Raw genomic sequence first — 12,754 nt, 5'->3', positions numbered from 1 at the left:
CCCGGTAACCTGCCCCGATGCGGCTGACGATCAAAGACCACATTCGTGAGTCGCGGCTGTTCAATGAACGCGCGGCGGTCGCGCTGTTCATCGTGCTGGGGCTGATGCTGCTGATCCTCGCCCGACTGGTCTATCTGCAGATCATCAGCCACGACCACTTCGCCACGTTGTCGGAGGTCAACCGCATCAATCTGGTGCCGGTGCCGCCGACACGCGGCCTCATCTACGACCGCAACGGGGTCGTGCTGGCGCAGAACCTGCCCGCCTTCAGCCTGGAGATCATCCCGGAGCAGGTCCGCGACCTGGACGCCACCGTTGCGGAACTGCGGAAGCTGATCGCCATCAGCGACGAGGACGTGCGGCGCTTCCAGAAGCAGGTGCGCCAGAAGCGCGCCTTCAACAGCATCGCCCTGCGCTACTACCTGAACGACGAGGAGATCGCCCGCTTCGCGGTCAACCGCCACCTCTTTCCGGGCGTCGAGATCGAAGCCCGCGCGATCCGCAATTATCCCCACGGCACGCTCGCATCCCATGCGATCGGCTATGTCGGCCGCATCAACGAGGAGGAACTGGGCGAACTCGACACCTCGGACTACAGCGGCACCGACTTCATCGGCAAGACCGGCGTGGAGAAATTCTACGAGGACCTGCTGCACGGCCAGGTCGGCATCAAGCAGATCGAGACGAATGCCTTCGGGCGAACCCTGCGCGAACTGCAGCAGACCGCACCGGTTCCCGGACAGAACCTCTACCTGAGCCTGGACATCGGCGTACAGCGAGTCGCCGAGACGGAATTCGCCGCGCGGCGCGGCGCCGCCGTCGCCATCGATCCGCAGAACGGCGAGGTGCTCGCCTTTGTCAGCATGCCGGGTTACGATCCCAACCTGTTTGTCACCGGCATCGACGTCGAGACCTACAACGCGCTGCAGAACTCGATCGATCGCCCCCTGTTCAATCGCGCGCTGCGCGGACAGTATCCCCCCGGCTCGACCCTCAAGCCCTTCATCGGCCTGGCTGGACTGGAAAGCGGCAAGGTCACCGTGGACACCAGCACGTTCTGCCCGGGCTGGTACCGGCTGCCGGGCGACACGCACAAATACCGCGACTGGAAGGAGCATGGCCACGGCTTCACCTCGATGGAGAAGGCGATCGTCGAATCCTGCGACGTCTATTTCTACGACCTCGCCACGAACCTGGGCATCGACCTCATGCACGATTACCTGGCGCAGTTCAGCTTCGGCCAACCGACCGGAATCGATCTCAAGGAGGAGTCAGGCGGCCTGCTGCCGTCGCGCCAGTGGAAACGGACGCGCCGCGGCCAGCCGTGGTATCCGGGCGAGACCGTCATCACCGGCATCGGCCAGGGCTACACCCTCACCACCCCGCTCCAGCTCGCCTATGCCACCGCGGTTCTGGCAATGCACGGTGCGCACACGCCGCCCCGCCTCATGCACACCGTACGCGCCGCGGGGAAAACGGAACAGGAGCCGGTGCACGCAGCCGTGCTGGAAAACGTCCCGATCCGGAACCGGCGCAACTGGGATGCTATCCTTACGGCGATGAAAAACGTGGTCAGCAGCGAACGCGGCACGGCGCAGGCCATCGGACGCAAGGCGCCCTTCCCGATCGCGGGCAAAACCGGCACGGCGCAGGTGTTCGGCATCAAGCAGGACGAGAAATACGTGGAAAAGGACGTCGCCGAGAGGCTGCGCGACCATTCGCTCTTCATCGCCTTCGCTCCGCCCGACGACCCGCGCATCGCGCTCGCGGTGATGGTGGAAAACGCCGGCCACGGCTCCACCGCCGCCGCGCCGATCGCGCGCAAGATGATCGACCAGTACCTGGGGAGTCTCGCGCCGTGACGTCCTTGCAGCACCGTGCGCCGCCGCGCTGGGGCGACCGGCGCGGATCCCGCCTGCTGGTGCGCGGACTGCACCTCGACGTCCCGCTGCTGGCCGCGCTGATCCTGCTGTCCCTGATGAGCCTGGTCATCCTGTACAGCTCGAGCGGCCGGGACATGGACGTTGTCCTGGGCCAGCTGATGCGGCTCGGCATCGCATTCACCGTGATGTTCGTACTCGCACAGATCCCGCTGCACCATGTCGAGCGCTGGGTGCCCTGGCTGTACGGCATCGCGCTGACGCTGCTGTTCGGCGTGCTGCTGTTCGGCGAGATCGGCAAGGGCGCGCAGCGCTGGCTCGACGTCGGGCTGTTCCGGTTCCAGCCGTCGGAGATGATGAAGGTCGCGGTACCGCTCATGGTCTCCTGGTATCTGGCCGACCGGCCGCTGCCGCCCGGTGTGCGCCATCTGTCCATCGCGGCGTTGATCATCCTCGTTCCCGTGCTGCTGATCGCCAAGCAGCCCGACCTCGGTACCGCGCTGCTGATCGCGGCCGCGGGCGTCTTCGTCCTGCTGCTGGCGGGCGTGCGCTGGAAATACGTCGCGCTGCTGGCCGTGCTCGTCTCCGCCTGCGCACCGCTGCTGTGGTACATGCTGCATGATTACCAGCGGATGCGGGTGCTGACGTTCCTCGACCCGGAGCGGGATCCGCTCGGCAGCGGCTACCACATCATCCAGTCCAAGATCGCCATCGGATCCGGGGGCGTATACGGCAAGGGCTGGCTCAACGGAACGCAGTCGCACCTGGAGTTCCTCCCCGAGCGCTCCACCGACTTCATCTTCGCCGTGTTCGGCGAGGAGTTCGGCTTGATCGGGATCCTGTTCCTGCTTGGAATCTACGCCTTCATCGTGATACGGGGTCTCTATATCGCGACGCAGGCGCAGGACACCTTCACGCGCCTGGTGTCCGGCAGCCTGATCCTGACTTTTTTCGTCTATACTTTCGTGAATACAGGTATGGTGATGGGGCTGCTGCCGGTCGTTGGCGTGCCGCTGCCTCTGATCAGCTTCGGCGGAACTTCCATGGTGACATTGATGGCGTCGTTCGGCATCATAATGTCGATACACACTCACAGAAAACTGCTGTCCACATAACGATGCAGCCAACCAGACAGATCTACCGTCTCCTCCTCGCCCTCTCCTGCGCCGGAGGCCTGTTCGCCTCGCACGCATGCCTCGCCCTGGCTGAGGATCCGGGGTTTTCCGCGCGACCGGACGTCAGCGGCTTCATCGACCGCATGGTGATGGATCATGCCTTCGATCGCGACGGAATGGTCGGCTTGTTCGATCAGATCGTCACGCGCGAGGACATCATCACCGCGATCTCGCGTCCCGCCGAGAGCAAGCCCTGGTACAAGTACCGCCCCATCTTCCTCACCCCGGAGCGGATCCGCCTCGGAGCCGAATTCATGGCCGCCAACAGCACAGCGCTGGCGCGCGCCGAAGAGGTCTACGGGATCCCGCCCGAGATCGTGACCGCGATCATCGGCGTTGAGACCTTTTACGGACGCCAGGCCGGCGGCTACCGCGTGCTCGACGCCCTCGCCACGCTGGCCTTCGAGTATCCGCCCCGCAGCGCCTATTTCCTCGGCGAACTCGAGCAGTACCTGCTGCTGACCCGAGAAGAAGGCATCGATCCCCTCACGATCAAGGGCTCCTACGCGGGCGCGATGGGAAAACCGCAGTTCATGGCGAGCAGCTACCGCAATTTCGCCGTCGACTTCGACGGTGATCTGAAGAAGGATTTATGGAACAATACGACCGACGCCATCGGCAGCGTGGCGCGCTACCTGAGCGAGCACGGCTGGCAGCAGCGGCAATTGGTGACCAGTCCGGCCCGCGTGGAGGGCGACGGGTACCAGGCCTACATCGACAAGGGCATGGTTCCCAGGACCCCGCTGGCCGAGCTGCGCCGGTCGGGCGTGACGCCGGTGGAGGAAGTGGCGGAAGATACGCCGGCCGCCCTGATCCGGCTGGACGGGGAGGCCGCCCCGGAATACTGGCTGGGCTTCAACAACTTCTACGTGATCACGCGTTATAATCGCAGCCCGTTATACGCCATGGCGGTCTATCAGCTCAGCGAGGAGATACGGAACCAGCCACAGGAAATCGTGGCGCCCAACTAAGACGCAGATGCCAGAGTTTCCGCTCACCGCCCCGCGGATGCCCATCCGCCCCGTATTCGGCGCAATCTTCGCCGTTGCCCTGTCCGCCTGCGGCACGCTGCCGGACCTGACCCGGATCGAACCGTCCGACGGCGCCCCCGGCCATGTCGTGGACGTGTCACGCATCCCGGACGCGGTGCCGCGGGCCGAACCGTTCAGCAAATACGGCAATCCCGCGTCCTACCTCGTCGGCTACCAGCGCTATTACGTGCTGAGCAACAATGCCGGTTATGTCGAGCGCGGGGTGGCGTCGTGGTACGGCACCAAGTTCCACGGCAGGCGCACCTCGAGCGGCGAACCCTACGATATGTATGCAATGACGGCAGCGCACAAAACCCTGCCGCTGCCGACCTACGCGCAGGTCACCAACCTCAGGAACGGCCGCACGGTGGTGGTCAAGATCAATGACCGCGGCCCATTCAAGGACAACCGGCTGATCGATCTCTCCTACGCGGCTGCGATCAAGCTCGGCATCACCGCCGAAGGCACCGGCCTGGTGGAGGTGCGCGCGCTGGATCCGGCGACGTACCAGACGCAGCGGAGGGCGGTCCCTGACATGGCCGCCCACCCGGGCAATCCCGGCCTCTATCTGCAAATAGGGGCTTTCAGCAGCGCCGAGAACGCCGAACGGCTGCGTACACGCCTGGGCACCGTGGCGCACGCGAACGTGCGGATCGTGCGTGCCGAAATCGAGCAGCGCACCGTATATCGCGTCCGCATTGGCCCGATCGCCGGGGTCGATGAGGCCGACCGCATGAGCCGGGAGCTGGCCCAGCTCGGCCTCGACGATTCCCGCATCGTGATCGATTGAGACAACGGACGGTCGCGACCGTCCGGAGAAACCACCATGCACCTGTCCATCCTTGGCTGGACACATATTCAGACCCACGGCGCCGGCCCGCACCGCGCCGCAACAACCGAACCAGGAGAACTACGCGAGTGTCGACACATACCATGAACCAGCACCGAACCGATGCCCATGTCCGGACCGGCAAATGCATTTCCAGGCGCCTGTGCGCAGTCCTGGCAGCCGTTCTGCCCCTGTACGCCGCCGCGGCCGGCGCCGCCGCGCCCTCGCCGGCGCAGTCGACACCGGCGCCCCCGTCCATCAACGCCGGCAGCTACGTGCTGCTCGACTTCAACAGCGGCGACATCCTCGCCGAGAGCAACTCCCGCACGCGCATGGAACCGGCGAGCCTGACCAAGCTGATGACGGCCTACATCGTCTTCAACGAACTGCAGAACGGGACGATCAGCCGGGACCAGCCGGTAACCATCAGCGAGAATGCCTGGCGTACCCAGGGCTCGCGCATGTTCGTCGAAGTCAACAAACAGGTGAGCGTGGAAGACCTGCTCAAGGGGATGATCGTGCAGTCCGGCAACGACGCCACCGTCGCCCTCGCCGAACAGGTGGCCGGGAGCGAGGGCGCCTTCGCGGAACTGATGAACAATTTCGCGGGTACCCTGCAGATGAAAGACACCCACTTCACGAACAGCAGCGGGATGCCGGACCCCGATCATTACACCACCGCCTACGACCTCGCGCTGCTCAGCCGCGCGCTGATCGCCTCGTTTCCCGAGGACTACAAGCTGTATTCGCTCCGGGAGTTCACCTACAACAACATCACCCAGCACAACCGCAACCGGCTGCTGTGGCGCGACGAGTCGGTGGACGGGGTAAAAACCGGCCACACCGAGTCCGCCGGCTACTGCCTGGTCACCTCGGCGCTGCGCGACAACATGCGGCTCATATCCGTCGTCCTGAGCACGAAAAGCGACGACGCCCGCGTGCAGGAGACGCAAAAACTCCTCAATTACGGTTTCCGCTTCTTCGAAACCCACCGCCTGTACGGCGCCGGGTCATCGATGACTACGGCCCGGGTGTGGAAAGGAATTACCGAGGAGCTGCCGCTCGGCCTGGCCCAGGACCTCTATGTCACCATTCCTCGCAACCAGTACCAGCGGCTGAACGCCACCATGAATATGGACTCGACGATCACCGCGCCGGTGCACAAGGGACAGCAGCTCGGTACCGTTGTGGTGACCCTCGACGGCGCCAGCGTCGCGGAACGACCGCTGGTCGCGTTGCGCGAGATCCCGGAAGGGAATTTCGCCCAGCGCATCACCGATGAGATCCGGCTGTTCTTCGAATAAGGAATGCGCAATGGGCACGGTCTATCTCAACGGTGAATTCCTGCCGCTCGAACAGGCGACGATCTCCCCGCTCGATCGCGGCTTCATCTTCGGCGACGGCGTGTACGAGGTGATCCCGGTGTACGGCGGACGCCTGTTCCGGCTGGAGGAACACCTGCTCCGCCTCGACGGCAGCCTGGCGGGCATCCGCCTCGCATCGCCGCACACGCATGCGGAGTGGACGCGGATCCTGCACGGTCTGGTGGAACGCAACCAGGGCGGCAACCAGTCCGTCTACCTGCAGATCACGCGCGGCGCCGCGAAACGCGACCACGCCTTCCCGCGCGATTGCACGCCCACCGTATTCGCCATGAGCTCTCCCCTGGCGCCGATCCCGGCAGAGATCCGGCAGGCGGGCATCGCGGCCATTACTCTGCCCGACATCCGCTGGCAGTACTGTCATCTCAAGACCATCGCCCTCCTCCCGAACATCCTGCTGCGCCAGCAGGCGCTCGACAGCGGGGCGGCGGAGGCCATCCTGATCCGCGACGGCGAGGCGACCGAGGGTGCCGCCAGCAACCTGTTCATCGTCCGGGACGGCGTGCTGGTCACCCCGCCCAAGGGCCCGCGGCTGCTGCCCGGCATCACGCGCGACCTGATCATGGAGCTCGCCGCACACCACCGGGTACCGCAGCGCGAGGCGGCGATCTCGGCGGACGACCTGGCGCGGGCGGACGAGATCTGGCTGTCGAGTTCGACCAAGGAAATACTCCCCGTGACCCGGCTCGACGGCAACCCGGTCGGTCCCGGCGCGCCGGGACCGCTGTGGCTGCGCATGATCGACTGGTACCAGGAGTACAAGCGCGACTATCAGGAGCATGGCGACGCCATCCGTGGACCCCTCCGCTGACAGTCTGCTGGAGTTCCCCTGCGACTTCCCCATCAAGGTGGTCGGAAAGGCGGGGTGCGACCTCGATGCCATCGTCTTCACCCTCACGCGCGCCCACGCGCCCGACCTGGGCGAGGGCGCGGTGAGCAGCCGGCTCAGCCGGAACGGCAACTACCAGTCCGTCACAGTCCAAATCCGTGCCACCAGCCGCGCCCAGCTCGACGACATCTACCGCGCCCTGAGCGCGCATGACGACATCCTCATGGTGCTGTGAACCCGCAACCGGCGCAACGATTGACGGTGAGACGGCTGGGGCGGCGGGACTACGCCCCCGTCGTAGCCGCCATGCAGGGATTCACCGAGGCCCGCGCCGCAGCCTCCGATGACGAGGTCTGGCTGGTGGAACATACGCCCGTGTTCACCCTCGGTCGCGCGGCCCTGTCCGATCATGTGCTCGATCCCGGACCGATACCGGTCGTGCGCACCGACCGCGGCGGCCAGGTCACTTACCACGGCCCCGGCCAGCTCGTCATCTACCCGCTGCTCGACCTGCGCCGCGGCGGGCTCGGCATCAAACATTTCGTACACCTGCTCGAGGAATGCGTCATCGAGCTGCTCGCCGGGTATGACATCCGGGCGGCCCGGCGTCCCGGCGCCCCCGGGGTGTACGTCGCCGATGCGAAGATCGCGGCGCTCGGCCTGCGTGTACGGCGCGGCTGCAGCTATCACGGCGTAAGCCTGAACGTGGACATGGACCTGGCGCCGTTCGCGCGCATCAACCCTTGCGGTTATCCCGGGCTCAGGGTGACGCAGCTCTCCGCGCTGGGCGACTTCAGCGCGGCGGATCTGCCCAGGATCGGCGGGGATTTCCTCGCTGTTCTGACAGGGCGGTTGAAATACGATAGAATCGTCGCATCCGATCCCGTCGCCACGGCGGGTTGAACACCGCCCGGTGCCCCGGGCGCATGCACAGCCGAACGGGCCCACCTGCCATGGCCGACCCCTCTCAGGAACGCAACAAACTGCGCGGCGCAGCCAAGGTGGCGCGCATCCCCGTCAAGATCGAACCCACGGTAACGCCGCCGCGCAAGCCGAAGTGGATCCGGGCGCAGGCGCCGTCCGGGGCCCGCGTGGCGGAACTCAAGGCGATCCTGCGCAGCCACCACCTCCACACCGTGTGCGAGGAAGCCTCCTGTCCGAACCTCGGGGAGTGCTTCAGCCACGGCACCGCGACCTTCATGATCATGGGGGCCATCTGTACGCGCCGCTGCCCGTTCTGCGATGTCGCCCATGGCAAGCCGGGACCGCTCGACGCGGCCGAACCGGAAAACCTGGCGGTTACGATCCGCGCCATGGGGCTGAAGTACGTCGTGATCACCTCGGTGGACCGCGACGATCTGCGCGACGGTGGGGCGGCGCACTTCGCGGAATGCATCAAGGCGGTACGCGGACGCAGCCCGGACACGCGCATCGAGATCCTGGTGCCGGACTTCCGCGGCCGCATGGAACCGGCCCTTGCCCTGCTGGCGCAGACGCCGCCCGATGTCTTCAATCACAATCTGGAAACAGTCCCCCGCCTGTACCTGCAGGCGCGCCCGGGCGCGGATTACGCGTGGTCACTGGAGCTGTTGCAGCGCTTCAAGCAGCGCTGTCCCGCGATCCCGACCAAGTCCGGCCTCATGCTCGGCCTGGGCGAAACGCTGGAGGAGATCGAGGCCGTGATGCGCGACCTCCGCGCGCACGACTGCGACATGATCACGCTGGGCCAGTATCTGCAGCCGAGCAAGTTCCACCTGCCCGTGGCGCGCTTCGTCCCGCCCGAGGAGTTCGATTACCTCGCCGCGCGGGCGCGCGACCTCGGCTTCAGCAGCGTGGCGAGCGGGCCAATGGTCCGCTCCTCCTATCACGCCGACCGCCAGGCAGCCGGCGAAGCCGTAACATAAGGCAAGCTTCGGGCGCGATGGTCGGCGCGACCTTTATCGGTCACGGGGATGACGGCAAGCTTGCGGCTACCCCCCTACAACCTGCCCCTTTCATCCCTGAATGAAAATCCGGGCAGCGGCCCGCTGAAGCCGCGCGTCAGCGCCATGAGTTTGAGCCGCTCGCCCATCTCCCCGGGCAGGGTCAGGCGCCGGATCTGCTGCGCCAGCCTGATGCGCTCGACCGGGGCGGCGTTCACCAGACGCTGCTCCCATTCCATGAGCCCCCCGCCAAGCAGGAAGTACGCCTGGGTGGTATACCCGGCGACCTCGAGTCCTGCGCCGGTCGCGGCCTCGGCCAGGGCGGTAAATTCCACGTCGGCGGTAATGTCCTGCAGTCCGGTGAGGATCAGCGCATCCGCGTGCATGCGGTGCCGGTAGTAGCACCTGAGCGTTCCGGTGCGCCGCTCCGGGTGATAAAACCCGCGCCGGGGATAGCCGTAGTCCGCGAGCAGGATCATGCCGCGCCCGAGCGAGCGCGCCGCAGCAGCGAGCCAGCCTTCCGCGGCAAGGTTGATCTCGAGCTCATAGCCTTCCGGGAAATTTTCCGCGCCCAGCGCCGCGACGATCGTCCCGATGCGTTCATTCAAACGCGCATCGCTCAGCGGCCCCGGCTCGTACGCGAACCCGGCACCCTCCTGCCAGACGACGTACAGCTCGCGCCAGCCGTCCTGCCTGATCAGGCGGTGCACCGGCATGGCATCGATCACTTCGTTCGCAAGCATCACCCCGTTGAGCGGAGTTTCGGGCAGGCTGTCGAGCCAGACGACGCGATCCTGCAGGTGCGGGATGCGCTCCTGCAGCAGTGTCTGCTGGCGCTGCCGGAGGTCGGCGCTGAGTTCGACGATGGCATAGCGCTGCGGCAGAACGCCGAGCCCTTCAAGCTCGCGCAGCAGGTCACAGGCGAGCATCCCCGATCCTGCGCCGAACTCCAGGATCTCCCCCGGCCCTGCAGACTCCAGGGCCGGGCGGCACTGTCGCGCTAGGCAGTAGGCGAAGAGTGGCGACACCTCCGGCGCGGTAAGAAAATCCCCCGCCGCGCCCAGCTTGGCGCTGCCGGCGCTGTAATACCCCAGCCCGGGGGCATAGAGCGCGAGCTCCATGTAGCGGGCGAACGGGATGCGGCCACCGCAGCGTTCCACTTCGGCCCGGATCCGCGCCGTCATCCGCCCGCTGTGCTCGCGCGCTGCCGCATCGGGCGCGGGAAGCTGCGTTTCGCGCATGCTCATGAACCGGCGGCGAGGGACGCACGCACGCGGCGGCTCTCGTGATAAGATCGCCCGACGGAAGGGCCCGGCGCCCGCACTTCACGCATGCCAGTATGACGAATGACAGCGCGGACATTGCAGGCAAGGTGGCGCTCGTTACCGGCGCCGCCCACCGCATCGGCGCGGCCATCGCGTGCGCGCTGCACGATCAGGGCATGAATGTTGTCTTGCATTACCGCTCCTCCGCGCAAGCGGCGAATGATCTCGAACGGCGGCTGAATCATGCCCGGGCGCACTCCGCCGCACTGGTGCAGGGCGACCTGCAGCGCATCGAAGCACTCCCGACCATCATCGACCGGACCCTGGCGATCTGGGGCCGGCTCGATGTATTGGTGAACAATGCCTCGAGCTTCTTTCCGACCGCACTGGGATCCATCACTGAAGCGCACTGGAACGCACTGATCGACAGCAACCTCAAGGCGCCGCTGTTCCTGTCCCAGGCTGCCGCACCTGCGCTCGCGGACACCGGCGGATGCATCATCAACATCGCCGATATCCACGCCGAACGCCCCCTCAAGGGCTACTGCGTCTACAGCATCGCCAAGGCTGGGCTGGTCATGCTCACCAAGTCGCTCGCGCGTGAACTCGGCCCCCGGGTGCGCGTCAATGCCGTCGCCCCCGGCGCCATTCTCTGGCCGGAACACGGCGTTGACGACCCGGGGAAGCAGGAGATCATCGCCCGCACCGCCCTCAAACGCCAAGGAACCCCGGACGACATCGCCCGCGCGGTACTGTTCCTGGCGCGCGATGCGGCCTACATCAGCGGCGAGGTGATCGCCGTCGACGGCGGCCGTTCGCTCTATACCTGACACCGGCACAGCCGCAGACATTCCACGCCGGTCACCACTGAAACTTCACCGGCTTGAGCTCCTGTCCGGTCCGGGCGAATCCCTGCCACAACTCGTCGATCCTCGTGCCCAGCACCGGATGACGCATGTCGCCGGCGATCTCGGCGAGCGGACCGAGCATGAAGGCATAGCTGAGTATTTCGTCGCGCGGCAGCTTGATGCCGTCCTCGTCGAGCACCAGTTCGTCGTAGAGGAGCAGATCGAGATCGAGCGTGCGCGCGACGAAACGTTCCGCGCTGCGGCCCCTTCCCGCGTCGCGCTCGATCTCGCGCAGCTCCGCGGCGACACCGCGCACATCCCGCTCCGTATCGAAACCGGCCGCCATGTTGTAAAAATCGTCGCCGTCGAAGCCGACCGCACGGGTTTCGTACACGGTAGACAGGACGACAGCATCGTAGCGCGCGCGCAAGCGCGCGACGCCCGCACGGATATTCGCGGCGCGATCGATGTTACTGCCGATACTGACGTAGACCCGCGCCATGCTCAGGCAGACCGGGTCCGCTCGATCATCACCCCGACATCGCGCGCACCGCGGATTGCGCCCCGCTTGTTAACCCGCAGGCGCACCTGCACCACGCCGAACTGACGGATGATGAGCTCCGCCACGCGCTCCGCCAGCGTCTCGACGAGCTGAAAACTGCTGTTTTCCACGAACTCGATCACCGCCTTGGCGACGGCCTTGTAATCCAGCGCATCGTCGATCGAATCGGTCCTCGCTGCACGGGCCACGTCGGTGGACATCTCGAGATCGATACTCACGGTCTGTTTGACGCGCCGCTCCCATTCGAAGATGCCGATCACGGTGTCGATCTTGAGATCGCTCAGGTAGATGGTGTCCATTGCCTTCGCCCTGCCCGTCCGGCCAGATCGGGGACCGGCGCCGCGCGCTACGGGCCAGGTATCTTGCCGGTGGCGTTCTCGATTATAGTAAGCCCCACGAACGAGGATGCTAACACACGTCCATGATCATCGACATCTGCGTTGCCCTGTCCGCTTACCTGCTGGGATCCCTGTCGACTGCCGTAATCGCCTGCAAGCTCAGCGGACTTCCGGATCCACGCACACAGGGGTCCGGCAATCCGGGCGCCACCAACGTACTGCGCTTCGGCGGCAAGGGACTGGCCGCCATCGTGCTGCTGGGGGACCTGCTCAAGGGGCTGATTCCAGTGCTGGCGGCGCTGTTTCTCTCGCTGCAACCCCTGACCGTCGGCATCGTCGGGCTGCTTGCCTTCACCGGCCACATCTTCCCGGTTTTCTTCGGCTTCAAGGGCGGCAAGGGTGTGGCGACTGCGCTCGGCGTGATCCTCGGCCTCTCCTGGCCGTCGGGACTCGCGATCCTGTCCGTCTGGATCGTGACCGCGCTGGTCTTCAAGTACTCGTCGCTCGCCGCGATATGCGCGGCGCTCGCCGCGCCGGTGATCGTCTGGATGAATGCGCCAGCTTACGTCACGGTCGTTATGATCATGAGCGCGACCCTGCTGTGGCGCCACCGCAGCAACATTCGAAATCTGCTGCGCGGCGCGGAGCCCAGGGTCGGGAGAAAATGATTCGCGCTGCCGGAGGCGCAGGAGT

General features: G+C 65.8%; 14 protein-coding genes. 11 read left to right on the top strand and 3 right to left on the bottom strand.

What is annotated here, in order from left to right:
- Positions 1-17: 17 nt before the first annotated feature.
- The 9 genes from mrdA (at position 18) to lipA (ending at position 9,030) form a co-directional block, all read left to right on the top strand.
- Positions 18-1,862, top strand: coding sequence for a penicillin-binding protein 2 (mrdA, locus tag IPK65_11465; protein MBK8163723.1), 1,845 nt, complete (start codon positions 18-20; stop codon positions 1,860-1,862).
- Positions 1,863-1,867: 5 nt separating this feature from the next.
- Positions 1,868-2,995, top strand: a complete 1,128-nt coding sequence (gene rodA, locus IPK65_11460) for a rod shape-determining protein RodA (protein ID MBK8163722.1) — start codon at positions 1,868-1,870, stop codon at positions 2,993-2,995.
- A 2-nt stretch (positions 2,996-2,997) separates the two neighbouring features.
- Positions 2,998-4,026 carry a lytic murein transglycosylase B gene (gene mltB / locus IPK65_11455; protein MBK8163721.1) on the top strand — a complete coding sequence of 343 codons (1,029 nt, stop codon included), beginning with the start codon at positions 2,998-3,000 and terminating at the stop codon, positions 4,024-4,026.
- Between the two features lie 37 nt (positions 4,027-4,063).
- Positions 4,064-4,876, top strand: a complete 813-nt coding sequence (locus IPK65_11450; protein MBK8163720.1) for a septal ring lytic transglycosylase RlpA family protein — start codon at positions 4,064-4,066, stop codon at positions 4,874-4,876.
- Between the two features lie 143 nt (positions 4,877-5,019).
- Positions 5,020-6,219, top strand: coding sequence for a D-alanyl-D-alanine carboxypeptidase (locus IPK65_11445; GenBank protein MBK8163719.1), 1,200 nt, complete (start codon positions 5,020-5,022; stop codon positions 6,217-6,219).
- A 10-nt stretch (positions 6,220-6,229) separates the two neighbouring features.
- Positions 6,230-7,108, top strand: a complete 879-nt coding sequence (locus tag IPK65_11440; protein MBK8163718.1) for a D-amino acid aminotransferase — start codon at positions 6,230-6,232, stop codon at positions 7,106-7,108.
- Positions 7,077-7,361 carry a DUF493 domain-containing protein gene (locus tag IPK65_11435; GenBank protein ID MBK8163717.1) on the top strand — a complete coding sequence of 95 codons (285 nt, stop codon included), beginning with the start codon at positions 7,077-7,079 and terminating at the stop codon, positions 7,359-7,361. The genes IPK65_11440 and IPK65_11435 overlap by 32 nt, the downstream gene beginning before the upstream one ends.
- A gap of 26 nt (positions 7,362-7,387) precedes the next feature.
- Positions 7,388-8,029, top strand: a complete 642-nt coding sequence (lipB, locus tag IPK65_11430; protein ID MBK8163716.1) for a lipoyl(octanoyl) transferase LipB — start codon at positions 7,388-7,390, stop codon at positions 8,027-8,029.
- Between the two features lie 23 nt (positions 8,030-8,052).
- Positions 8,053-9,030: a lipoyl synthase gene (lipA, locus tag IPK65_11425; GenBank protein ID MBK8163715.1), complete on the top strand. Its 978-nt coding sequence runs from the start codon at positions 8,053-8,055 to the stop codon at positions 9,028-9,030.
- Between the two features lie 74 nt (positions 9,031-9,104).
- Here the strand turns inward: lipA and IPK65_11420 are convergent, their stop codons facing one another.
- Positions 9,105-10,289: an SAM-dependent methyltransferase gene (locus IPK65_11420; GenBank protein ID MBK8163714.1), complete on the bottom strand. Its 1,185-nt coding sequence runs from the start codon at positions 10,287-10,289 to the stop codon at positions 9,105-9,107.
- A 98-nt stretch (positions 10,290-10,387) separates the two neighbouring features.
- Between IPK65_11420 and IPK65_11415 the strand changes: the two genes are divergently transcribed.
- A complete protein-coding gene (locus tag IPK65_11415; protein MBK8163713.1) occupies positions 10,388-11,143 on the top strand; it encodes a pteridine reductase in 756 nt (251 codons plus the stop codon).
- Positions 11,144-11,174: 31 nt separating this feature from the next.
- Here the strand turns inward: IPK65_11415 and folK are convergent, their stop codons facing one another.
- Entirely contained in the window at positions 11,175-11,663 is a 489-nt protein-coding gene (folK, locus tag IPK65_11410) for a 2-amino-4-hydroxy-6-hydroxymethyldihydropteridine diphosphokinase (protein ID MBK8163712.1), read from the bottom strand.
- A 2-nt stretch (positions 11,664-11,665) separates the two neighbouring features.
- Entirely contained in the window at positions 11,666-12,022 is a 357-nt protein-coding gene (gene folB, locus IPK65_11405) for a dihydroneopterin aldolase (protein ID MBK8163711.1), read from the bottom strand.
- Positions 12,023-12,144: 122 nt separating this feature from the next.
- Between folB and plsY the strand changes: the two genes are divergently transcribed.
- Positions 12,145-12,729, top strand: coding sequence for a glycerol-3-phosphate 1-O-acyltransferase PlsY (gene plsY, locus IPK65_11400; GenBank protein MBK8163710.1), 585 nt, complete (start codon positions 12,145-12,147; stop codon positions 12,727-12,729).
- The last annotated feature ends 25 nt before the right edge of the window (positions 12,730-12,754 follow it).

The organism is Gammaproteobacteria bacterium, assembly GCA_016712635.1.
Taxonomy (GTDB): Bacteria; Pseudomonadota; Gammaproteobacteria; order SZUA-140; family SZUA-140; genus JADJWH01.
The sequence above is the reverse complement of the archived record's forward strand: the minus strand, read 5'-3'. Positions and strand labels throughout refer to the sequence as shown.